General features: G+C 58.5%; 25 protein-coding genes. 12 read left to right on the top strand and 13 right to left on the bottom strand.

What is annotated here, in order from left to right; genetic code table 11:
- Positions 1–46: 46 nt before the first annotated feature.
- From G3N96_RS04755 to G3N96_RS04815, 13 genes are all read right to left on the bottom strand, one after another.
- Positions 47–832 carry an HNH endonuclease gene (locus G3N96_RS04755; RefSeq protein ID WP_206136427.1) on the bottom strand — a complete coding sequence of 262 codons (786 nt, stop codon included), beginning with the start codon at positions 830–832 and terminating at the stop codon, positions 47–49.
- 29 nt (positions 833–861) lie between these two features.
- Positions 862–1407: a hypothetical protein gene (locus tag G3N96_RS04760; RefSeq protein WP_206136428.1), complete on the bottom strand. Its 546-nt coding sequence runs from the start codon at positions 1405–1407 to the stop codon at positions 862–864.
- Positions 1408–1426: 19 nt separating this feature from the next.
- Positions 1427–1951 carry a conjugal transfer protein TraQ gene (traQ, locus tag G3N96_RS04765; RefSeq protein WP_206136429.1) on the bottom strand — a complete coding sequence of 175 codons (525 nt, stop codon included), beginning with the start codon at positions 1949–1951 and terminating at the stop codon, positions 1427–1429.
- Positions 1951–2994: a hypothetical protein gene (locus G3N96_RS04770; RefSeq protein WP_206136430.1), complete on the bottom strand. Its 1044-nt coding sequence runs from the start codon at positions 2992–2994 to the stop codon at positions 1951–1953. The genes traQ and G3N96_RS04770 overlap by 1 nt, the downstream gene beginning before the upstream one ends.
- Before the next feature lie 67 nt (positions 2995–3061).
- Positions 3062–4195 (bottom strand): DotG/IcmE/VirB10 family protein, encoded by a 1134-nt coding sequence (locus G3N96_RS04775; RefSeq protein WP_206136431.1) that lies wholly within the window; start codon positions 4193–4195, stop codon positions 3062–3064.
- Positions 4196–4197: 2 nt separating this feature from the next.
- Positions 4198–4935: a DotH/IcmK family type IV secretion protein gene (locus tag G3N96_RS04780; protein WP_206136432.1), complete on the bottom strand. Its 738-nt coding sequence runs from the start codon at positions 4933–4935 to the stop codon at positions 4198–4200.
- Positions 4936–5233: 298 nt separating this feature from the next.
- Positions 5234–5494 (bottom strand): hypothetical protein, encoded by a 261-nt coding sequence (locus tag G3N96_RS04785; RefSeq protein ID WP_206136433.1) that lies wholly within the window; start codon positions 5492–5494, stop codon positions 5234–5236.
- An 8-nt stretch (positions 5495–5502) separates the two neighbouring features.
- Positions 5503–6201 carry a DotI/IcmL family type IV secretion protein gene (locus tag G3N96_RS04790; RefSeq protein WP_206136434.1) on the bottom strand — a complete coding sequence of 233 codons (699 nt, stop codon included), beginning with the start codon at positions 6199–6201 and terminating at the stop codon, positions 5503–5505.
- Positions 6201–6551, bottom strand: coding sequence for a helix-turn-helix transcriptional regulator (locus G3N96_RS04795; RefSeq protein ID WP_206136435.1), 351 nt, complete (start codon positions 6549–6551; stop codon positions 6201–6203). The genes G3N96_RS04790 and G3N96_RS04795 overlap by 1 nt, the downstream gene beginning before the upstream one ends.
- A gap of 249 nt (positions 6552–6800) precedes the next feature.
- On the bottom strand, positions 6801–8375 hold the full coding sequence (locus G3N96_RS04800; protein WP_206136436.1) for a UvrD-helicase domain-containing protein: 1575 nt from the start codon (positions 8373–8375) through the stop codon (positions 6801–6803).
- 77 nt (positions 8376–8452) lie between these two features.
- Positions 8453–9385 (bottom strand): site-specific integrase, encoded by a 933-nt coding sequence (locus G3N96_RS04805; RefSeq protein ID WP_241022484.1) that lies wholly within the window; start codon positions 9383–9385, stop codon positions 8453–8455.
- 623 nt (positions 9386–10008) lie between these two features.
- Positions 10009–10401 (bottom strand): hypothetical protein, encoded by a 393-nt coding sequence (locus G3N96_RS04810; RefSeq protein ID WP_206136437.1) that lies wholly within the window; start codon positions 10399–10401, stop codon positions 10009–10011.
- On the bottom strand, positions 10374–11387 hold the full coding sequence (locus tag G3N96_RS04815; protein WP_206136438.1) for a PRTRC system protein D: 1014 nt from the start codon (positions 11385–11387) through the stop codon (positions 10374–10376). Before G3N96_RS04815 ends, G3N96_RS04810 begins: the two co-directional genes overlap by 28 nt.
- 383 nt (positions 11388–11770) lie before the next feature.
- Between G3N96_RS04815 and G3N96_RS04820 the strand changes: the two genes are divergently transcribed.
- From G3N96_RS04820 to G3N96_RS04875, 12 genes are all read left to right on the top strand, one after another.
- Entirely contained in the window at positions 11771–12214 is a 444-nt protein-coding gene (locus G3N96_RS04820; RefSeq protein WP_206136439.1) for a DotD/TraH family lipoprotein, read from the top strand.
- Positions 12215–12362: 148 nt separating this feature from the next.
- Positions 12363–13043, top strand: coding sequence for a type IV secretory system conjugative DNA transfer family protein (locus tag G3N96_RS04825; protein ID WP_206136440.1), 681 nt, complete (start codon positions 12363–12365; stop codon positions 13041–13043).
- On the top strand, positions 13040–14155 hold the full coding sequence (locus tag G3N96_RS04830; RefSeq protein ID WP_206136441.1) for an ATPase, T2SS/T4P/T4SS family: 1116 nt from the start codon (positions 13040–13042) through the stop codon (positions 14153–14155). The genes G3N96_RS04825 and G3N96_RS04830 overlap by 4 nt, the downstream gene beginning before the upstream one ends.
- Positions 14152–14418 carry an IcmT/TraK family protein gene (gene icmT / locus G3N96_RS04835; RefSeq protein WP_206136442.1) on the top strand — a complete coding sequence of 89 codons (267 nt, stop codon included), beginning with the start codon at positions 14152–14154 and terminating at the stop codon, positions 14416–14418. Before G3N96_RS04830 ends, icmT begins: the two co-directional genes overlap by 4 nt.
- Positions 14419–14435: 17 nt before the next feature.
- A complete protein-coding gene (locus G3N96_RS04840; protein ID WP_206136443.1) occupies positions 14436–15230 on the top strand; it encodes a toxin co-regulated pilus biosynthesis Q family protein in 795 nt (264 codons plus the stop codon).
- The gene (locus G3N96_RS04845) at positions 15218–16975 is read left to right on the top strand and encodes a PilN family type IVB pilus formation outer membrane protein (protein ID WP_206136444.1); all 1758 of its coding nucleotides are present in this window, start codon (positions 15218–15220) and stop codon (positions 16973–16975) included. The genes G3N96_RS04840 and G3N96_RS04845 overlap by 13 nt, the downstream gene beginning before the upstream one ends.
- 11 nt (positions 16976–16986) lie before the next feature.
- Positions 16987–18240 (top strand): type 4b pilus protein PilO2, encoded by a 1254-nt coding sequence (pilO2, locus tag G3N96_RS04850; protein ID WP_277399428.1) that lies wholly within the window; start codon positions 16987–16989, stop codon positions 18238–18240.
- Entirely contained in the window at positions 18227–18793 is a 567-nt protein-coding gene (locus tag G3N96_RS04855) for a hypothetical protein (RefSeq protein WP_206136446.1), read from the top strand. Before pilO2 ends, G3N96_RS04855 begins: the two co-directional genes overlap by 14 nt.
- Before the next feature lie 154 nt (positions 18794–18947).
- Positions 18948–20591 carry an ATPase, T2SS/T4P/T4SS family gene (locus G3N96_RS04860; RefSeq protein WP_206136447.1) on the top strand — a complete coding sequence of 548 codons (1644 nt, stop codon included), beginning with the start codon at positions 18948–18950 and terminating at the stop codon, positions 20589–20591.
- Positions 20591–21709 (top strand): type II secretion system F family protein, encoded by a 1119-nt coding sequence (locus G3N96_RS04865; protein WP_206136448.1) that lies wholly within the window; start codon positions 20591–20593, stop codon positions 21707–21709. Before G3N96_RS04860 ends, G3N96_RS04865 begins: the two co-directional genes overlap by 1 nt.
- Before the next feature lie 92 nt (positions 21710–21801).
- The gene (locus G3N96_RS04870; protein WP_206136449.1) at positions 21802–22359 is read left to right on the top strand and encodes a type 4 pilus major pilin; all 558 of its coding nucleotides are present in this window, start codon (positions 21802–21804) and stop codon (positions 22357–22359) included.
- Positions 22360–22371: 12 nt separating this feature from the next.
- Entirely contained in the window at positions 22372–23382 is a 1011-nt protein-coding gene (locus G3N96_RS04875; RefSeq protein WP_206136450.1) for an ATPase, T2SS/T4P/T4SS family, read from the top strand.
- Positions 23383–23391: the final 9 nt, after the last annotated feature.

The following is a 23391-nucleotide window of genomic DNA, read 5'->3' on the forward strand; positions in this document are numbered from 1 at the left end:
AGGGCAGGCGACAGCATTGTCTTTTGGGTCCGAAGTCGCGAGAGCACTACCTTGCTGCTCGTGCGCGCTCATAAATTTGACCCCACATCTTTAGAGGAAGCGACTTGTAGCTCTCTTCGATCCACTGACCGATGTACTCCATAAAACGGACAGGACGATACAGCAATGCCATTCCACTGAAGGCGCTCACACGCTTGTCGAAGTCTTCGTCGTGAAGACGTAGCAGCGCGTTCGCGAAGTCGGAAGGATTCGCACTTCCCCACTCCGAGGCGATCAATTCAGCGCGGCTGGCCAGATGTTGCAACAGCGCGCGAGCGTCGGACTTTTCCTGCTCACTTCCCATCTCCAGCACGACGGCGATCGTGCGCTGGAGGTGGTTGACCTCAGACTGAGGCATTCCTTCAAGGTTGATGAAGACCCCTTGGCGCTGGCTTCCAACCTGGCCGATGTGCTGCGTGCCGTGGCAAAGCGGATCGGCGATCGCGAGATTCTCGTCGCGGTTGTCTGCATGGTTGTCGTTGCAGTGGTGGACTTCGGTGTGCTTTGAGCGAAAGCCACAGAAGACGCACCTGTTGCCGCCTTTTACCAGAACTGCTGGACGCTTTTTCTTGTATTCGGCATTTGCCGACTCCATGCCTTCGTCGTCCTGACGCCAAATCTTCCGTTTGACGGAAAAAACGATGTCCCGGTAACGACGGGAAACGAAGTTTGCTCCGAGATCCGGATGCGGAGCGGCCATACCTTGCGTTGCTTCGTCCCACGAGACCCCGGCATTGCGCACCGCATCCTCGTCAAGCGTGACGTGCTGGCGCGAGTCGATGGGCGTGCTCATGGCGTTGGTCTCGTGGTCGAGGTGCGCTGTTACAGGCCGCCCGGCAGCTTGTTCATGCTGCTCGAGCCACCGCCCATGGACTCACCGGCGGAATCCATGATGTAGCCGACCATGCCAAGCGCGGGACCGCCGAGGCCGTAGCCGAAGATCGAGCCGGTGGTGACCTGCTGATCGCCCTTGCTCTTCTTGATGCCGTTGTTGATCCCGACGCCGGTCGCGGTGATACCGCAGCCGTAGCAGGCATAGACCAGTGCGTCGAATGCAGATCCCATGTCGTTCTTCAGGGACTTCGCGATGCCACCAAGGCTAATTGCTTCAGCAGGAGCCGCGAACAAAAGGCTCGTCCCGATCAGCGACCCGAAGATCGTGACCGCAAGCCGGAAATTTGAAAGTCGAAGGTTGTCGGGCAGGAGCGAATGCCACGTAACCGCGATAGCCAGAACGACGATCGCAATGTCGAGTGCGGGATTCGTGAATGCGAGCCTGCCGAAGAAGGCGAGGCCGAAGACTGCCGCAAGAACGACGTTGCGATGCGTCAGTGCGTAGAGGTGAAGCCGGGCGATGTAGTGTTTCATTGGTGTTGCTCCATAGCGGTTAAAAGGTCAAACCCATCGTTGCTTTAAAAGCATCCAGTGTGGCGGTGATGTTCACGAGAGCCGCACCACCAAGGATGTGAATAAAACCCTTCCATGCGTAGTCTTCGTACCCTCCTCCTCCACCGCCGTTGGATGCCTTTCGCAACATCGTCCATCCCTTCAGTCCGTACCACCAACCGAAGGTCGAAATGATCGTCAGCACGGCGTTTATGGCTGGCCCGAATGCACCAGCTGCGGACGCGCCTGAGTAGGCGACGAGGCCGTAGGTTGCTTCGCTCTCACCCATCGACGCGAGCGTGCTATTTACGGCACCCGAAAAGTGGACGATCAGCGCACCGATAAAGAACGCCGAGAAAATGCTTTGGCCTGAAATGTCGGCACCTGGCGATGCCGACTTGCGCATCGCGTCCGAGATAGCCTTGCTGCAATAGAAGATGCCGATGCCAACAGCGACCGTCTGCGCAAGAGCCTGGAACGCGATGATGTCCTGAGCAATGTTGACGACGATCGTAGTCAGGTCCATTACTGAATTACTCCCGCAGTCGTATAGATTTTGTAGTTATCAGCATCGATCCGCGTGACTTCCGATGCCCCGATCTTGTCGCCTACGGCCACGACGATCTGCTTGCCGCTTTCCTCGTCTACGACCCAACCTTGGCCGGGGATCACCTGTTTGATGTGGTAGCCAAGCTGAACCTCGACACCTCGACGCTTGTGTTTGCCCGTATGGCGCGCATGCGTCGTGGCTTTCTTCACGGGGGCGTCGGTGGTCGCGTCGGGCTCGTCGGTAGCGCTCGAGTTGGATTGAGCGACGGTCGCAGCCTTGCTACCGTGCGGACCACGATGCGCCAAAGCGCTTCGTGCGGCCTTCAGTTCTCGTTTGAGCTTGCGGATTTCGGCGTCCTTCGCATCCGTTTCTGTCGCATCGGGCGCAGCGGAAGCCGGTGCCGCCGTCGTGACGGAACTCGCGCCAGTGATAATTCCTCCCGCAGCTCCGCTCACTGCGCCAGATGCGGGCGTCACCGTGGCAGCGACAGCCGATGCAGCAGCAGCCGGTGGCGCAGCATTCGCGCCAACGGCCGGCGACGACGTGCCCATGTCGAGCGGCAAGCCGTTGCCCTTGGTGCTTGCTGAATCAGCAGCCATAGACCCCGATGCGACGGTCGGAACAGGGCCCGTGGGAATCCCCGGATTCGCTGCCTGTGCCGGCAACGGGGTTACGCCCCCTTGAGTTGCATCCGTCGTTCCAGCTTGCGGCGGCAATGGCGAGGGGGTTGCTGTATTGGGAATCATCCCGCCGGTGTCGGACGGCAATGCGGTAACCGGCGCGTTCGTGAACTGCGTGTTCGGTTTCGAAAAGAAATGCTTGTAACCGAACATGGCTGCCATTACGAGCGCAGCGCCGCCCGCCAGCAGGACGGGTGTCGGGATCGAGCGTTTCTTCTTCGGCTCGGTGTCAAAGGTCGTGACGTCGGCACCGTCTGCATCGGGGTGCACGGTGACATTCGGATGCTCATCGACCGAAGGACCATCCAGGTTCGCCGAGAAATGATCGTGTTCGCTCATATGGTCGCTCGCTATTAAATGCGTATCGAGGTAATTATACGTAAATAATCAGACATGGAAATGACGACTATTGGATGATCACATCCTGCCTAAACAGGATCAGCACGGGAGTGTTCATTTCCACGCGGCCGGTGATCGCCGGAATGGAGGAGACTTCCTGTTGTATGACGCCTTGCATCCCTTGAATGCCACCTGAAACCCCTGCACCGATCAGTTGCTTGCTGCTTGGGTTGGGGTTGTTCACCTGGGTAACGCCACCGATCGCGTTCTGAGTCACTGTTGATCCGGCGTTGCTGTATACGCTCCCTGCCGCGCCGAGAGCGCCAAGAATGCCCGGAATCAGGACGCGCTCCGGTATGTGGTGATCGATATCTGCTGGCAGCGCATTGCTGAGCGTCTTGTCATTCAACGCGACTGCATTGATCGCAACGGTTCTGCCTTGGCAGGTCATCGTTGAGAATGATGCGCTGACGCTCTGGTTTGTGAGCTTGCCAGTTCCGCGGAGTTCCGAGCCTTTACAAGGGCCTTGGTCGAGTACCGCGAGAACGTCGGACGGCACGCTCGTGTCAATGCCATTTTCGAGGTGAGCGTAGTACTTCTCGCTGTCCTTGATGATTGCAGTTCTCGCTTGCGCTGCGCCAGTGGGCGTGCCAGTCATGTCGCGTTGCGCCGTTGTCGCGGCGGCAGTCTGCTCCCCCTGCTTTTGCAAGCCGAGCACTTCTTGTGACTGTGGGGGGTTGTCCCATTGGTTCGCGAGGCTCTGGATTTGCTGACTTACACCCGGAGATGGCGCGGGCAGCGGCGGTAGCTGCTGCGCTTGTTGCGCTTGCTGTGACCCGCCCGGATGCTGATAGTCGATTCGCTCAGGAGGCGTGTTGTCGTTCCGCTGTTGAAGCTGCTGCTCCAGTTGGGTGTTGTCGGAAAGCGCGGGAACGAAGGTCGCGCCAGTTTTTTGAGCTTTCGCCAACCCCTCCTGGTTCTGGCTATTGAGCGCTTGCGTATAGTGCGGCGACTCCTGCGAGGGCGTGCCGCCTTGCGAGTCAACGGTCGGGATGTCGAACTGCGCCGCCTGATCCTTGCGGTGTTTCATGGCGGCAAATGCCACCCCTGCACAGACGATAGCCAAGACGACGATTCCACCAATGACCTTTGCGTTGCGCATAAAGCCAGGGTGCAGCTTTCGAGAATCATTGCCGGCCATCGTTACTCCAGATCAAGAATGATGTTTCGGGTTGCGCCGTTGGCGCTCACTGTGACGACGGGCGTCTGCGGGATTTCGTAGACGTGGGTACCGTCAGCCGCCGTCAGAATTCCGTAGTAGGCCGGGTTGCTCAGCGAAAGGCTGGTTCGCAACACGATACGATCGCCAATTGCCCACGCCTTCATATCCGAAGACGCGTTTTCAATACGGATGGGCTTCGCGCCTGGCGTATCTACGCCGTCCAGTAGGGACTGCATGTAGTCCTTGGGCAGATCGATCGCGGTCGTACCGCGCACGGGTGCGATTGCGTTCGGTCCTCGGCGTGGAATGCGCACGTCAAGGCGGTAGTCCGTCTCCTTTTGGCCAGCGACCATCTTTACGACGATCGGAAATGGAAGGTCTTTGAGGAAGACCGCAACATCGCCTTCAACATAGTCTCCGTCCGCAGTGATCGTGATCGATGGTATCGCCGCGACAGGTTTCAGCACATCGAACCGACCCTTCGCCATATTGTTCACTTCGATGATGTCCCACGGCGCGCCAGTGCTGTCGATGAAGTTGACGGTTGCCCCGAGGTGGCTCACGCGCACAATCGGCGGCGGTGCGCCCGGCGAGAGATCCACCGTAATCGATGACGAGACGGGCTTCGATGGCGTTCTAGCGCTGGTGGATGCCGCGCGTTTCGCTTGATCGATGCGCTTTCGCAGAGCTTTGATCTGGTCGCCGGTCAGGGGTGACATCGTACTGACGGCGGCGTCATAGTTGACAGTCGCCTGGTCCACCAATGGAGGTAGCGGTCTCGGTGCGTTGGGGGCCGAATAGACGTTTCCCCCTGCGTTCGGCATCGAGCCTGCTGCGCCAGTCGCGTATGAGGTCTGACTAGCCGGAGGCTGCCCTGCTGCGCCGGAACTGTAGGGTGTCTGCCCTGCTGCGCCTGCCCGATTCGTCTGCGTCATTTGTGCGCTTGCAACTTGCGCTGCGCCGACAAGCGCGAGCAAGCACATCGACTTCGTGAATGCGCTCGTCATCGATTTCGCCTTAGAACGGATTGCCCGTCACCACCGCATACATCTTTCGCGTGTCCATGATGCCGGCGAGCCAATCCTGCGCGCGACGGTTGGGTGCCGTGCGCCACAGTTCCTCCAGTTCATCGCGGCTTGCAATGAACGGATCGATCAGTTCGAACACTTGATGCCAGTCGGTGCCCTCAACGCTTGCCAGCGGGTGAGTGCCCTCCTTTTCCTGCGAATCCTGAGCAATATCGATTGCCGTGGGAAGGGGTTTGAAGCCGTCAGTCATGCCGTCACCTAGTTGTTTACGCCGTTGCCGAGGAATCGGGTAGCACTCGTTGAGATGCCATCCGGGCTGTCGACAGTCGGGACTCTTTCAATATTGGTCTCGATAATGAACGAGTACGATCGCTTCTCCGTTTGGCTCACCAGCGTGATCGAAATGGGTTGCTGGACGGTCCATTTGTAGATTGGATCGCCTCGTTTCGAGGTGGCTGTCACGACGCCAGCGCCGGTTGCAACGACGGAGGAAATTTGCTGCCGACCACGGATCTTTGCGATGAGGTCGGAGTACCCCTGATCAGCGATCAGCGCCTGGTATCCCTGATCGGTGTAGCACCCTTTGACGCCATGGAGAGAGTTCAGATGCTCTCTGAGATCCTTGTCCACGAACGTCAGCGTGAACGATCGCGAAATGCAGTCTTGGGCGAACTGCACGACCTTTTCCTGCGAAACGAGCGGTTCATTCAGCGGGACCAGCCGGATAAGGCGGCCTTCCGGGGTAACGGCAAAATAAACAGGCGGCACATCGCGATTGATGAGCACCGCATTCAAGATGATCGAAGCGAGCAGCGCGATCGCGAGGATCATGTTGCTGCCGAGCAGTTTCGGCCAACTGAACTTATAGAGAAATGTCTCTGCGAGCAGACGCACGGCCGGATGTATTCCCATCCAGCCCGGTGAAGACGCGCGCGACTTCTGAGTCGGCGTTGCCATTAGAGTCCTCCCACCTGGAAGCGCGCCGGGTACAGCAAATGTATTTCCCGTATGCCCTCGCGTTCAAATTCAGGGTGCTGCGCCGCAATGGTCGTGATTAGCCGGCGAGCGCATTCGAGCATTTCGATCTTGGCAGACTGCGCGGACGGCAGCGTGGCGCGCGCGCAGTCTTGGTCCTTCAACACCTTCACCAGACGTTCGGCAATGTCCGGGCTCGGAATTGCGCCTTGCTCCAGCCGGGTCAGATACGGACGCGAGATATCCGCCTTCGTGCAGATCTTGTTCGTGTCGAGGTTGTTGACGATCCGATACGCCTTCAAAAGCGTAAGAGGCTTTGAGTCGGTGGCCATGTTGAAAGTGTGTGTATTCTATATCGTTATAACGGTACGCAAATTATTCTCGCCGCGTTTTTGCTTGTCAAGCAATTTTAGGTAACGTCAAGTGCAGTTGCACTTTGTTACGAACAGCGCTAAGAGCGCTACGCATTCACATATGCGTAGCGCGTGGCGTGGGCGGAGCGTTGTGGCGTCGTGCGGCGCGCCGATCGACGCGCGAGATTTGCCGGAGAGCAGATGCGTCGAAATCGACGCATCTTTGCGTCAGCGGTGTGCGGCGAACGAGGCCAGCTTTTCCGTGCCGTCGTTGTTCTGCGCATCGACGGTGGTCGCGGACGCTGCGTTCTTGTTGTCGTCGGACATGCGCTGCACCGCGCGAAGCAAACTACGGATGCTCTCGTTGAGTTGGATCGCGCGCTCGGCGCGGGTTGCAGCAACGTACAGCAGATTCAGTTCCTCTTCAGGTACCTTATCGGCAGGCAGCAGGATTTCTTTATCGTCCGTTAACTCGAAATAGTCCTCGGTCAGCACAACCTGGTCGAATTCCAGACCTTTCGAACTGTGCGCCGTCGTGAAGACGATGCCGCCTTTGAGTGTTTGCGGGGTCACCGTGGCGTTGTGTCGGCTCTTGAGTTCTTCGATCAGATCCGGGATGCGTTCGCCGTAGGTTTCCGCGATTTTCGCGAGGAATTTCAGTTCGCGATCGTCGGTGTCTTCCGCGGCTGACTTCAGGTGCGCCAGCGTGGTGAACTGCTTTATTGCCACGTCCCTGATCAGATGGTGTTCACCCGTCGTCAGGTAGTACGCGTCCATCATCATGTCGAAGCGGTACTTCTCGGTACCTCCGATGAAGTGGTACGGCTTACCGGACTCCAAGTTGGAAACGGCCGCGTCGAATAAGGAGGCGTTGGTACGCGAGATCGTGCAGTAGGTTTGCGAGCGATCGATTTCAAACTGCGTCGTTCGGTGCTTACCCAGGCCGGTGATGGGACGGGGAATCTTGCGGAACGTGCCGAGGAGCGCGGTGGCTACGGCCGCGACCCCGGACCCAAATCGGAAGCTAGTCGTAAGGAAGTGCCGTTCATCAACCGGGATCTCGCGCATTGCGTTCGTGGCCCCGCGAAACTGATAGATGGCCTGGTTTTCGTCGCCGATGACGAGCAGACCAGTTTTCTGGTTCTTGATGATGTCCAGTACGGTCGGATTCAGATCCTGCGCTTCGTCGCAGATGATGGAGGTGAATTTGCGGGACAGATCGGGATTGGTGAGCTGCCAGAGCTTGAGGTAACCGTCGTGCGGGAGCGTGACATCGGCACATTTGGGATCGCACATCTTCGCGAACAGATCCTTCGCGCTCTGGACGACGATTGCACGCTGCCCTGTCGGAACCTTCAGATCCTTGGGGATACTCTGGTCGGTGATGGTTTTGTCGGCCGAGCAGAGCCACGACTCGAGCGTGGACTTGATCAGCCGCGCCATGCGCGGATTCACCTGCATTGCCTTCGCGATCGCCATCGGACGCATGTCACCGAGCTTGGCTGACCACCCTGCATTCCCAAGTTCAGCGAAGAGCCGGGGCACGATTGCGCCATAGGCGAGTGAGTGCATGGTGCGGCACTCGACCCATGAAGGGAACTTCGTCTTCGCTTCCTTTGCGATGCTCGCGTTGTATGCCATGTACAGGAACTTCTCTTGCGGGCGAGCTTCCGCGTACTTCACCGCGGTCGTCGTCTTCCCGGTGCCTGCATAAGCATTTACGCCGACGCGCCGCGCCTTCGTGCCAATCACCTTCGCCTGCTCTGGAGTCGGCTGCGATGCCGGCTTGGTTTCAACGCTCATGGAAGCCTCCGATTACGTATCGTATACATGATACGTGTGATGACGGTCGCGAGCAATCCACCTGAGTACGCTGTGATTCAGTTGGGTTTCGGCGTTGGATCGTTGGACACTTCCGGCTTCGCATTCTGCTTGAATTGCAGCCAGGCGGACCGGCGTGGTGCGTAGTGCCGGCGCGCAGTTCTCGTTGAACTGTGGCCTAGAAGTGCGGCAACCTCCTCTGTCGACGCGACGGCTTTTGTGTTGGCGGCGAACTGGTGTCGTGCGGAGTACAGCGCATACCGCTTGGATGAGTCCTTTCCCCAGATAGCTTTGCACGCGCGATTCAATGCCTCGCCGCAGCGGTTGTGTATCTGGTTGAAAGTCATGCCCTTGCCGCGTAGCTCGCGCAATGCGTCGAGGTGCGCCCGAATGACCGGCAGGTCATCCGGGCGCACGGGCACGGTACGGCTTACGCCTGTTGCACGCCCGTTGGTGGCCTTGGCGTTCTGGACGACGAGCGCCGCTTCGTCATCAGACAGTTCTGCTTTCTGCCACTCGCACGGACGCAGGCCCGTGGCGAGCGCAGCCATCAGCCACAGAGCGGTCCGCTTCGCGTAGTCACCACCCTGTTTTGGGTTTGCCAGGTTGGCAACGAGCACGTCGTAGTCCCGCTTCGGGATGCCCTTCCTCTTTCGCGACGATGTTTGGCCTGGTTCACGTTCCGGTTTGCATTCCGAATAAGGCAGTGCCCGGATCTCGTTCGCGGTGGCGTCAAATATCGGGTCGCCATTGCGGTCGAATTCGATTTGGTAGCGGCATACGAGGCTGGCTTGGTACTGCCTGAAGGTGGACCACTTCCACTCGTGCGCGTGCCGTTTCATGTAGGCGACCACATCGCTCGGTGCCGGATAGGCGTCCTCTGGCAACTGCATCTCGTCCGCAATCCTGCTCAGCAGGCTATCTGCTCGTTGTAGGTAGCGGGCCACTGTGTCGTCGGTCCTGGTTTGATACCGGGCGCGGTTGGTCTTCATTGTTGTTCGCTTCCTTCTTGGTGCGGTCCCGCTTGTGGGTGTCGGCTGCGATGGTATCCCGTCCGCTCGCATTCGGGCCGTCCGTTTGCCGCTTTATCCGCTTCCCGTTTGATGGTGTCCTGCCTTGCGGACCGGCCACGGTCGATCGTGTGCTGGCGGTTCGGCTCCTGCTCGTGCGGTGTCCCAGTGTTGTCGTGTCCTGTTGTGGTGAGTTTTCGTTACACGGTGAGGTATCACGTAGCGGCTATATTCCATATAGCCGCGTTACACACGCATCTTCGCTGCGGTGTAACCGCCATATAGGGATCTGTTTCACGCATGATACCTGCACCGAATGGAAAACGTTCGCCGTGAGTGACCGGGTGTTGTTGGGACACGAGCGAATAGGTTGGCGCGATCTGCCGACTGCGAATGTGCGGTGTGCGCCTGACGAAGCAGCGACCCTGCGGGACGGAGTGCGGCTGCTGGTCGAAGTGACCAGGCGGGCGGTGGAAGCAGGCCGAAGCGGCCGCCGGCAGAGAGCGACGGTGAGGTGAATTGGTCGCGGGTGGTGGCGAGCAGCGATATTCCACAGGATTCGGTTGTTACCACGCATACGGCGATGCGTGGTAACAACCTTCGAGCTACCTCATGATGTTGAGGTTCATCTTGTCCATCAACGACAAATCCACCTTACGTTTCGGCGGCTTCGTGTCGTGAACGACTTCAGGCGTGTTGCGTACCTCGGCAGTTACCACGCGCGAATTCTCTTCCGTTGTCGGGGCCTTGGCAGGCGCTGGAGTGGGATCTTTCGGCGCAGGAACAGGTGCTTGCGGAAGCGCGACGGCGACGGCTGGACGCTGCGTGGAAACAGGCAGCGTGCCCTGCTCCACCATCAATCCGAGCGCGGCAAGCTGCCTCAACCTGGCCATGCGCTTGTACAGGCTGACTTCCGACAGGGCGTTGTACAGCGCTCTGTCGGTGGCGTCGTTCACCGTGCCGTTGATCCTCAGCGGCTTGCGTTCGACTTCAGCCATTGTTCACCCAGCATTTGGAAGCCGCGGACGTTGGCGAAAACGGGATCGGTGCCTACGTGCACCTCCAGATTCGGGAACCGGGCTTTCACTGCGTCGAGGTACAGGTGCGTTGCCCCGCCCACAAGGATCACGTTTTCGATATCGACCACGCCCTTCGCGCCGCTGATGAGCTTGTTGACCGCACCATCGGCCTGCTGACGGATCAGCGGACGGTATTTCTCGAGATCGACCTGCTTGCCGTAGACCCGCAGCGGGCGGCCCGTGCGAAGCGATTCGTCAATGCGCATGATGTCGCCCGGATCGCATTTGAGATCCGCCTCGATCGCTTCTCGCACGGAGGCAAGAATCGTGGACGCGCCGGCGTCGTTGACGGCCGCCGAGCGGGAATCGATCGGACGATCACCCTCGGACGTAACCCAATCCAGCGTGTAAAAGCCGGGATCGATGATGAGGTTGCGTTCATCGAAAGCGTGGCTCATGCCGTTCTGGACGACGTAATCGTAGAAGCCGCCCATCGGTTGCGGGACAACCGTAACCTTTTGAATCGTTACGGCTTTCTCGCCGAAGGTATGCTGGCCGCACACGAACTCTTCGAGCTGTCGGCGCTTGGCCTCGTAGGTGGTCAGGGGCAGGCCGAGGACGAGGCACGCGATATCGTCCACCTTCATGTAGGCCAATGACGCGCGGACCAGCGCGAGATAGCGGTTCGAGAGGCAGAAGTTTTCGTCGAGCACACGGTCATGGCTGCCGCCACCGAGCGCCAGGCGCACCTCCTTGCCGACCTCGTAGGTCTCGCCGTCGAGGGAAATCTTCACGGTGTCGCGTTCCTGCCCGATCGCGTGCGAGAAGTTGTTCTGCAACGCGGTCGGCGTCAACGACGGGAACATATCGCAGATCTCGTTCAGACCTTGGTTCAGCGCGCCAACCGTGAATTTCGTATTGCCGTAACCGACATCGACCGCACGAACAGCCAATTCCTTACTCATTGTCATAGCCCTCTCAAAGGAAACGACGCACCGCTGCGTCATTGGTAGGCATCTTACGTATCGTTGCAATGATACGCAATAAGAATATGCGTCGTTTGCGCGTGCACACACTGCTCACGACGCCGGAACGACGCATGTGTGCGTCGTTGTATTAAATGGCGTGCTGGAGTGACGATCTCCGCGCGCAGCGGAACGACGCATGTTGGCGTTGTTTGTGCGTCGATTTCTGTCGGGGTGTCGTGAAGAAGGGCAAGCAGGGCGCGTTGTTAAAATGCGTAGGATTTAACCGATACGCAACAAGTCGTTGATCGAGAGTTTTACGTATGCTACGCTTGATACGTAATTTTTCGGCCGGCCGACCGGCTACAGATAAGAGCAAATCTATGCAACTGACACGCGTAGCACTATTCATCGCAGTCAGCGGGGTTGCGGGCTGTGCGCAGCCGCCTGTTGCGGTTGACCAGACGGGTCGAATGCTTGACGCGCAATTGAATGAGTCCGCCAAGAAGATCGATCGCCTCCTCGGTGATATCTCGCGCGCGGGAGGTCTGTCGTCCGTTGCACCCAAGACGGGAACCGTGGTCGTGAACGGTGATCTCGTGACTGTCGACTGGCAGGGCGATGCGCCGGAGGTGCTGCGTAAGCTTGCCGAAGCCAAAGGGTTGAAGTTCTCGGCTCTCGGTCGCGCGGTGCCGGTGCCGGTTTCGATCGATGCCACGAATGAAAGCTTCATCGACGTCCTCCAAAACATCGGCACGCAACTAGGTGGTCGAGCCGACGTGGTGCTGAAAGCCGACTCCCTGGAGATTCACTACCGTGCGATTTAAGCGGACGGTTCTCATATCCGCGTGCGCGGCGCTATGGTGCGGCCTGTCGGTCGAGCCCGCGCGGGCGGATATGTCTCTGGATGACCTCGCTAACCTCTCGGTGGATTCGCTCCCCGCTGTTGCTGCCATCTCGCCCGTACGAGCGAACATGCTGAGCGAGGTGGCGTTGCCCCTTGGAAGCCACAAGGGCCTTGCGGATCGCTCTGCCATTCTGATCGGGGAACTCGAAGCGCGCGCAACGCGGCTCGACACGCTGTACCGGTTCAGCGCGCTCGTGATGAAAAACGGGATGCTTCCGCCAGTCATCAGCGAGGCGCGTGATGCGGTGGAGGCGACGGCCGACCAGATTCGCGCGGCCGACCGCATGTACAAGATCATCTCGCCTGCCAGGTTTGTGACGATCGCGCCATCGTGGCGGGATTATCTGTTTGTCGGGCTGCGCATCAAGCAAACGCAGGATCTACCGTTCGCTGCTGTTCTGCCGAAGACTTCGGCCGAGCGCGCGTACTGGAAGGATCAGATCATGATCGGGTACGCGCAAGGCCAAAAGCTCGCGGACCAGATCCTGGAGACAAACCGCGCGCGGCTCGACCGTGACTATATGGGCATGCTGCGCTATTCCGAACTGCTCAACAAGGGCATGGTTTCCGAGCCGACAGTAGCCGTTGCACCGAGCATCGTTTCCGGTGACAGAAACCAGATCAATGTGGGCGACACGCTGTATCGGGTAACGGATCATGGTGGCTTCGTGACGGACCCCAACAAGTGGCAAGCTACTGTTGCACCCGGCGCGTCTGATGCGGTTGGTGCAAAGCGAGGGGCCAAGTGATTGTTCGCCCCGAACCGTTTAATCTCCTGCCGAATTTCGGGCTGGACAGCCTTCAGTCCTTCCTCTCGTACTGCAACGACGTGGGGTCTTCGGACATTCTGTTCCAGACGGGCGACGTGGTGTGGGGAGAAATCAAGGGCCGTCAGGCACCACTCACTACACGGACGATCAAAGACGGCGAGATCAAGACGCTGCTCTCGATTGCATTCGGAAGCGAGGTGATCGGCGTCATCAAGGGCGGAAACGACGCTGACCGGCCTTACCGATTCGTGGTCGAGCGCGACACGCGTCGATATCGCGTCAACATCGCCGGCGCTCAAGTCGGCGATGCAGAAGATGGTTTGTCCATCACGATGCGGACGATTCCCGAAGTTCCGCCCGCCTTGGACTCGCTCAACCTTCCTGTGGGAATCCGCGAAAACCTGTTTCAACCGCGCGGTCTCGTTCTCGTGTGTGGGCCTACCGGTTCAGGAAAGACAACGCTCCAATCGTCGTTTTACGCTCACACGTCGGAAACTGACGGTGACGTGAAGATCCTGCTCTATGAAGACCCGATTGAATTTCTGTTCACGAAGGTCAAGAACGCAGGACCGAAGATCCGGCAAATGCAGATCGGCCGTCATATCCCGAGCTTCGCGCGTGGCATCCGCAACGCCATGCGATGCAAACCGACTTTGATCGGTATCGGCGAGGCGCGCGATGCAGAAACAATCAGCGCGTTGGTAGAGGCAGCGCTTACGGGCCATGGTGCGTACGGAACGATGCACACGGAAAGCGTGCCGGAGACGATAAGCCGTGCTATTCAAGTATTTCCTGCCGATCAGCACTCCGCGATCGCCTCCAAGATTCTCGGTTCACTACGACTGATCGTGGTGCAGATTCTGGTGCCGACGCTTGACGGCAATCGTCATGCAGTCCGGGAGTATCTCTATTTCGATCGCGACATCAAGCGGGAAATGAGTGATATGCCCTACACGCAATGGGGCGCGTTTCTTCGAAAGGTCGTTGCCGAGAAAAAGCAGGATATGGCGACCGGCCTTCGAACTCTGCTCGATAGTGGTCTGATTGACCAGAAGGCGTTCCGGCGCTATGCGGGCGAGGCGATTGTATGAAGAACATGCGTCGTTCGATATGGCGGGATGCCGCCTTGATTCCGCGCGTCGGGCCGGTCGATGCGCGCGCCTTCTTCCCACTCTTGGGTGCGTTGTTCTATCCGCGTAAGTGGTCTTTCGCACTGGCTCTACTTGCGATTGTCGGATTTTTCATTATGGAGAAGCGGGGATACACCCTTCCGGTGCTTCTTCGCGCAATTCGCCACAAATTGCGTGGGGCCGTGGTCCATGCGCGTGCTTGGTGGCATCACCGGAGATATTGAGAATGAGAGGGTGCGAGATGCACAACACCAAGATCGTCATCGCCATGGCGGCATTCGGTATCGGTATCGCCTGCGCGCCGAGTGCCCAGGCTGGCTTCGTGAACGAAGCCGCGCAGCAGCAGCTTGCCGTGGCCGGACCGGCTCCTGAAGTCGCATCCAGTCCGCTGATCGAGGCTCCTGCCGTGCCGTCGTCTGGACGGAAGGTTAACCAGGTTGGCATGCGCCCATCGAACGTCAGTGTTCCGCGTGGGAAAGGGACCGACATCGCGTTGGGCGACATGGCCCCGGTAGTCGTGCCCCGAGAGTTTCGACTCGATTTCGGCAACGTGGACACGCAGCAACTTGTAGCGTGGAACGGCGGAAAGGCTTGGGATGCTGTTTTGACCGACGCTATCACGCCAATTGGAAACGTCGAGGCCACAATCGACTGGAAGCAACGTGTCGTCACGTTCAGGCGCGTCGCGTCGACGGTGTCGTTGATCGCTGCGAATGGCAACGCCAAAGACGCTTCCGCAAAACCGGGGGCTCCGCTGGCTGTCGCAATGCGGTGGGAAGTGAGGGCGAGTGATGTGACCTTGCGTCAGACGCTGATTCGATGGGCGAAAGATGCTGGCTGGCAAGTCTCGTGGGAGATCGGATACGACTATCCCGTGCAACTGGAGGGTTCGTTCACCGGCAGTTTCGAGAATGCGGTGGATCAGTTCATGGGTTCGCTGCGATATAGCGACTATCCGGCGCTCGCGTGCATGTACGAGGCCAATCACGTGGTTCGTGTGCTTCACTACGGGGACAAGAAAGAATGCGACAAGTAAACCAACGCGCCATCGCGGCGGCGGTTCTCGTATTCGCGCTGTCGGCGTGCAACACCATGCAGCGCGATGTTGACCATCAATCGGCCCAGGTTGCGGATCAGGTGGGAGCCTACAATCGTATGGCAACCATCCAGAATGCGACGTCGAACGTTCGCGTCGTGCAGCGTGTCAATGGCGCATGGTTGGGTGGTCGAGCGGTGCCGATGACATCGGACGCAACGCTGCCCGAGATCTTCAAAAAGAACGATTTCCAGTTTCAGTTCAAGGACGGTCCGGGCGATCTTCAGCTTCTGGCTGAGCGACTGACGAAGCTCACGGGTATTCCGGTTCGCGTGCAGCCGGACGCGTTGATGCCGCTTTCGGCTTTCATGGACAGATCGGGCGGTGGCGGCTCTGCATCTGCGACTGCCGGCGGCGTCGCTGCGGCTCCCGCTCCCGCTTCGTTGCCGCCGTTGCCGAGTCCTGCTGCCGGCGGATCGCTCGCTGCGGGCCTGTCCTCGACATCGTATGGCGGTCGATCGGACGAGACCAAGTACAACATGAACTACGTGGGAACCCTGCAGGGGTTCCTTGAACTGACCTGTGCGAAAGGTGGGTTGTCCTGGGACTACCACGATGGCGTTATCACCATTCGCCGGTTCGTCACGAAAGTTCTGTCTCTGAAGGCGCTGCCTGGCTCCTCGGGGTTCGACGCGTCGCTCGGTCGCGACGGGCAGACGCAAACGGGCACCCAAGGCGGAGCGCAAGGCGGAACCTCGCAGAACAGCGGCGGCTATTCTTCGAACACGAAGATCAAGATGGATTCCGCCTATAGCGTCTGGACGTCGGTGGAAGGACAAATCAAGGCGATTAAAACCCCGCCTGGCCGGTACTGGATCTCCGAGGCAACGGGGACTATCACCGTTACCGACACGAAGGCTGCCGTCGATGAGATTTCGCGAATCATCGACCACGAGAACGGGCTGCTGACGCGCCAGATTGTGATGCGCGTGGAGGTGCTATCGGTGAAGCTGACGAGCGGTCAGCAATATGGCATCGACTGGAACGTCGTCTTCAACAAGGTCACCAATATGGTTCCTTGGGCGCTTTCCTTCACGTCGCCAACGTCACTCGTTTCCACGACGGCGGGCAGCTTGGGTGCGTCGGTCCTGACGCCGACGAGCGGGTCGTCGTCGGCGTGGTCGGGGTCAAAGGCCATGTTCAATGCGCTGCAAGACTACGGTCGGGTCAAGGTCGTAACGACGGCCAATGCGATGACCGTGAACCGCCAGCCCGTTCCGGTGGCCATCACGCAGCAAACCGGGTATTTGGCCGAGATTACTCCTGCGCCGGCCGGCGCGTCCGGCAATGTCGGCGGCACACCTGGTCTTACACCGGGAACGGTCACGACCGGTTTCATGCTCAATCTTTTGCCGACCATCCTCGACAGCAACAGCATCCTGCTCCAGTTCTCGATGGGTATTTCGTCGCTCGATTCACTGGACAAGCAAACGTCTGGTAGCGGCAGCAACCAGAATAGTATCCAGACGCCGACGATCTCGAGCACCGATTTCCTGCAGAAGGTTGCATTGCGACCAGGTGACACACTCGTGCTCTCGGGCTATGAGCGCGAACAGGGTCAGTATGACAAGCGGACGCTAACGGACAAGGCTCCGGTTGGTCTCGGCGGCTCGTTCAACGGCTCTACGAATCGCGAGGCTGTCGTGATCCTCGTGACACCGGTTGTGGCCGAAGGCGCAATTTAAGGCAGGATGCTATGTCAGTGCGACTCGTTGCCGTTGACGGCCATCACGTTGTATTCGGTCTGGATTGGGTTCCCTTGACCGGCGAGACTTCCGAGAAGAAGGAGGTGCAGGCGCTCGTCTCCGACATGGACGCTGCGTTCGAGGTGCGTTACTCGAACGATCAGGCGATCATGATCGGGTTCCTGACCGACAGTGAGGTGCCCGAAAGTCTTCCGAAGGCAGCGAAGTCGAAGCTGCTCTCCGCATCTGTTTTGTTGGCGACCTTCCCGCAAGTCACGCCTAATGCAATCTGGATCGAGATCGAAGGGCAGACCGCTCGCATGGCCGTTCTTAAGGATGGCCTGCCGATGTCATCAGGTGATTTTTGCGGAGATATCGGTGATGCGGAAGAGCGCATCCGGCAGATCGAAGCAGACAGCGGGGGTGTGACGTTTACGTTCTTCGGAAACTACGAAGCCGTCTACAGCAGTACGATCCCGATCACGCTTCAAGAACTTGTAAGCGAGGGTAGCGTCGCGGGGGCGACGCTAAAAAGGGCGAGCAAAGGTGTCAACGTCAAGCAAATTGCCTTGCTCGCGGTGCTTGTCGGTGTCGGAATCTATTTGGCATTACCGAACTTCAAAGAGAAGCCGCAAAAGAGCCCCGCAAAACAGGAAGATCCGAACGTCACGTACCAGAGGACTATCGCCGGAAAGCTTGCGTCCGCCGGGACGCCAGTTACCGCGGCTGCGCCGGCGCTTCTTGGCAGTTGGCAGATCGATCCGCTGCAAGGCGGGTGGTTTCTATCGAAGATCTCTTGCCAGGTGTCGGCGTGCGTCTACACATGGACTATCCAGGGTGGGAACTTCGAGACGTTGGTTGCTGCGCTCGGACCGCACGACTATGACCTTTCCCTCGACGGGAAGACTGCTTCCTACAGCGTTCCGAACGCGCCGGTGCAGGCCGCGTATCTCGACAGAAGCACTTTCTCGACATTTCCGCAGTTCAAGCTGCGAGTGGGCTCCTTGGCACAGGATCTGGCGCTCGCTGGTGTAACGCTCACGTTTGACCAACCGACTGTCTTTGGGGCCGAGCCGCAATGGAATGCCGCGGCCCTTCGCGACGTTGTGAGAGCGGGTGCAGTGAGCGGAGCAGGGCCGGCCGCGCTTTTGAAGGAAACCATCGCGCGTCTGCCGAGTTCGATGTCCATCGATGAGATCGATGTAAGTACCGGCGGGGCCGATCCGAAATTCACGTTTCAAGGGAAATACTATGTCAAAGACTAGCGGACTGGTGTTCGTTGTCTCCCTGGCCACGATTGCACAGGGGGCCATCGCTGATACGCTCGACATGCTCGTGGACAAACAGCGCCAGGCGCTTGTGCATGAGATGGACAAGAAGTTGCAGGAGGACAGCGGCGCAAAGCTGGCGCAAGCCGCACAGGTGCCGGCGACTTCTCCGGTTCAGTTGCCGCCCGCGACCGCAACTGCGGATGGCGATGCGAAGAAGGAAGCACGTAAGCCGGTAGACGATCTCCGTGTGAATGCAATTTATGGCGTGAACGGCATCACGACCGTTGACGTTTCGCTCGGCGATGGCCCGTCGTACCCGATCACGAAGGATCGATCTATCAAAGGATGGACGATCGCCAAAGTTTCGCCGTCGTCGGTGACGTTCCGAAACATGCGAACGAAAGCGCTCAAGACCATCTACTTGGCCGAGCCGACGACCTCGCCGGCGACTACCGCGCAGACCACGACGACGGCAGGGGCGATGCCGGCGATCGGCCTACCGGTCGGTATGCCGATGCCGAATTTCCCGCGTATGGGCGCTCAATAAACTCGCCGGCTCGCCAAGGGCAACAGATATGTTCACGTCGTCACACCTGGGGAAATGGTTTAGTCGCCTGTTTGTGGATGGCGCGAACAGCGCGCGTCCTCGGAAGGTGGTTGCGCCGCGTGCGCCGGCTGGGAGGCCCGCGCCTGGCCGACCCGTGGTGCACGACCAGGGAAAGGCGTTGCCGAATTGGACTCGTGTCCAGTCGGTTGCAGAACTGCCGGTCATTCATCGCATCTACACCGCATCTAAATCAGACTTTGAGGTGCCCGAGTCACTGAGGACAGTTCTCGTCGTGACCGGACATGAGGGTGGAACCGCTAGCATCCTGATTGATTCTGATTCGTTCAGCCAAGCATCCAGGCATGTCGACAGCCTGCGTGAGCGACTGCGTAAGGCGCAGGTGCGCGTCACGAAAGCCGCGTTCGCAGACAGAGACCTGATCGCTGCAATCTATAAGACCGAACGCCACGAGGCGCTCGCTGATGACATTGCCGCTAGTTCGTCCGAGGAAAGTCGCTTATTCGACACATTCATTCGATACGGGATCGATAATGGAGCAACCGATCTTCACGTCATCGTCAAGGGGCAGCACGGTGTAGTTAAGTACCGCATCGACGGCGAAATGGAGGTCATGATGGGGCCGACGAAGGGCATCTACACGCGCGAACAGTTGCATGGTGCGTTTGGCTATGCGTACAACAAGCTGATGGCCGATCGCACTGGCTCGCACTCCTCGTTTACCAGTGAGGATTTCCAGTCGTGCATGATCCCCTATCGCGTAGGGGAGAAGGCGATGAACTTGCGCTGGCAATCGTCGCGAGGGTTTGAGGGATTCACGGTCTATATCCGCTTTCTGATGAAGGACAAGACGTTCAAAGCGGACCGCTTCCAAGACTTCGGATACGAAGACGACCAGGCCGAGATGTTCGCCCGTGTCTCCCGCACTCGTAAGGGAATGATCCTGATCGTCGGCGAGACAAACTCCGGAAAATCGACAGCGCTCACGCACTACATCGAGTCGCTCCCCGAACGCGACAAGCTCAACATCATCATGGTCGAAGATCCGACCGAGAAGGAAGTTGATGGTACGTCGTTGCAGATCTCGCTGCAACGTACCCTGTCCGTCGAGTCAGACAAGACTCCATTCAGAGAAGTGCAGGGCGTGTTGATGCGTAGCGATCCATGCATCATCGCGCAGGGTGAGATCCGAGATATCGACTCTGGAACCTGCGCGAAGACGCTCCTCGAATCCGGCCACCAAGTGCTTGCGACCTCACACGCGCCCGGTGTGATGGACGCATTTGTACGGCTCACGAGCAGCGAAATTGGCTTCTCTATGGAGACGTTGACCCGTCCGCGCTTTTGGTCTCTCGTGGTTGCTCAATCGCTCGTGCCTAAGCTCTGTTCCTGTTCGAGTGATCAGCACGCGGACGTAACGATACCCCACATCACCGCGTTCATCCGAGAGCGATTTCAGATCGACACGTCGAACATGCGCACAAAGAAAGAGGGCGGTTGCCCCTTGTGCGGTGGCCGTGGCACGAAGGGGCTGACAGTCGTGGCGGAGATGTATCAGCCGACTCGAAACTTTCTTCAGGCCATGCGCCGTAACGACGATTTCGAGGCTGAGCGCATCTGGAGGTCAGAGGGGGACAAACGGTTCGACTCGCCAAACATGCGCGGAAAGACCATGTTCGAGCACGCACTGTACAAGGCATACACCGGTCTGATCGATCCGCGCCAAGTAGAGACATTCGAACTCTTCGATCAATACGAAATCATGTTTGAGGCCGCTTAATGAGCACCGCTCAGAAACGCAAACCACGCGAACAGCTTGACCGCGTAGCACTCGCCTTCGCTATTCGTCGCTTCCGCGGTGGGCGGGAGAAGTTCTACATCGATCTGGCGGAGGCGATCAAGGACAAGGAGCCGACAGCGAAGTTTCTGGCGATTCGTCTCGCCCGTGCCATCAAGCAGAAAGATCCGTACAGTCGGCTGTACAAGATCTTCCTCGAGCGGCTGGATCAGAAGGGGGGGTCGTTGTCGCACATGTTGGGCGGAATCGTGCCTGACAGTGACCTTCTGGTGATCGCGTCGATCGAGACGCGAGGCGATGTCGATGAAGGACTCCGCTTCTTGGCAGCGACTATCAAGAGCCAACGTGCGATGACGGCTGAGATGGCCGCGGCCATGCTCGTGCCGGCTTTGGTTACGACGGTGTGCATGGGATTTATCGGCATGCTGAGTTTCTTCGTGATCCCTGTCTACGCGACGATCGTGCCCCCCGAGAAGTGGAACTCAATGGGGAAATCGATCTATGCCGTCTCGTATGTAGCGCGGCACTTCGGTCTCCTTTTGATTATTGGGGCGGTTGCGCTACTGTGGTGGTTCAAATGGTCAATTCCGAACTGGCGTGGGCGCAGACGTGCTAAGGTGGACAACTACATTCCGTATCGCGTCTTCCGTGACTATCACGGTTCGATTTTCATGGTGGCGCTGGCGTCGTTGATGGTGTCGGGCGAAACGCTGGTTCGATCTTTGGAGAAGTTGAAACGTCGTGGCAAACCGTGGCTTCGATGGCATATCAACGCGATCCTGAATCGGCTCCTTACGAAGAACCTGAGCTATGGCGAGGCATTCGCCACCGGAATATTCGGGCAGGAACTGTCTAACCGACTGATCGACCAGAGTCGCCGCAGCTCCGACTTCAATCAGGTCATAAAGCGGATGGGCGTCGAAGGTATTGAGGAGGCGCGCGAACAGGTCAGAAAGTCAGCGAAGACCCTGAATATCGCATTGATTTTTGTTCTCGGCGCTCTTGTTGCGTATCTCTTGCTCGGAACACTCTACACCGCGCAGGGTCTCAGCGCGGGTCTCCGCGACTCCATCCGTCATCAACAGGTGGCAAAAAAGTGACCGTCTCAAAACGAGGCGCCCGTACTCCAGCAGATGCGTATAATTATATCGATACGCAATCTATTCATCGTTTTACACTACAAGAGGGTTCCATGTCCGCTCACTCGAATCGCAATTTCAAGCGCCTGCACAAGCAAAAGGGCTACACGTTGATCGAACTCTCGATCGCCGGGGCAATTATTGCCCTCCTGATTTATGGGGCCGTCAAGTTGGTCAACGGCGTCATTGCAGACAATCGAGCGAACGCGGAACTGAAGGAACTTCCGCTGGTAATCTCGAAGATTCAAAAAATCTATGGTAATCGGCCGAATTTCTCGGGGGCTACTCAGGCGATCCTCGTCAATAACGGGGCGTTTCCGACAGATTGGGTAGTCCCGTCATCGACCAACCTGGTCAACCGATGGAGCGGGACGGTGACCTTGGGAGTGGCTACCATTGGTGGCGTCTCGAACAACGCGATCAGTCTCTCTACGACGGGTGTGCCGAATTCCGAATGTGAATCCGTCGTTCCCGGCATGGACAACTCAGTGCGCACGACGACCGTCAACGGCACGCTGGTCAAGCAGGATGGGCAAGCGAGCGATCCGGGGCTGACGGGGACAAGCTGCACGTCAAGCCAGAACACCATCGTGTACGTCTTCAGCAAGTGAACGAGCCGCGTCATGCAAAGCGAACTTGACGAATTGCTGCTGCTGGAGGCGGCGTCGTACTCCGATTGGCATGTGGACATTGACAAGCCGGAGACCTCAGTGGTTTTTCGCGAGGTGAACGACGACGGTCAGCAGCTTGCCGAGTCTAAGCCGTCGAAGGTGCCGGAGAAAATGCTGCCGGTACTCTTCCATATGACGACGTGGCTCAAGAAGCATCGCGACAGCGGCGACGCGGATGCGCTCGCGTTTGACATCGGCAATTTGCGCTTTCGCGGGCAGCGAATGCGCGCCAACCGCTATGCGTTGAGGCGTAGCCGGAAGGAAGTGGCCGGGATCAAGGAATTGAACCTGGGTCGAGCAGCGGAAGAACTGTTGCTAGACCCGGAGTTCCGATCGGGTGGATTGATCCTCGTGTGTGGTGAGACGGGCGCTGGCAAGTCCACGACCCTCCGGTCTGTGGTCAAGGCGCGGCTGGAAGCTTTTGGTGGGTATGCGCTTGGTGTTGAGTCGCCGATTGAAGTCGACTTTGAGGGATTTCACGGCGAGGGGTACCTCGAGCAAGTGGATGCGACCGCGATGGGCTACAAGTACGAGGTCGAGACTGCAATGCGCAAGTTCCCCGCGGCTACTCGAAGCATGTTCATGTTCGGTGAGGTGCTTGGTCAGGACGCTGCGGCTGAGCTTGTGCGCCTCTCGCCTCGTGGGCACCTTGTGCTCACGAGCATCCATGCTGACTCGCCTGAGTCGGCTATCAAGATGCTGCTGACGCTCGCGGAGCGGGGTGGCGAGTCCTATGCTCGGCAGTTGTTGGGCTCGTCGCTGCGCGCTGTCGTGCATCAGAAGTTGCAGCGCGGAAAACCGGTTGTCCAGTGCTTGAAGGTCGATGATTCGATCAGAAACACCCTTTCCAATCTAGATGCACCGCTTGGCAACCTTACCTCGGCGATTGACCAGGCGAGGCGTCAACTCGCCGCGCAAGCGCTTCGCGCCGGGACCGCTGCGCAACCGCGCATGCAACTGTAAGGGACGTGC

The organism is Burkholderia sp. Se-20373 (assembly GCF_017104705.1).
Taxonomy (GTDB): domain Bacteria; phylum Pseudomonadota; class Gammaproteobacteria; order Burkholderiales; family Burkholderiaceae; genus Burkholderia.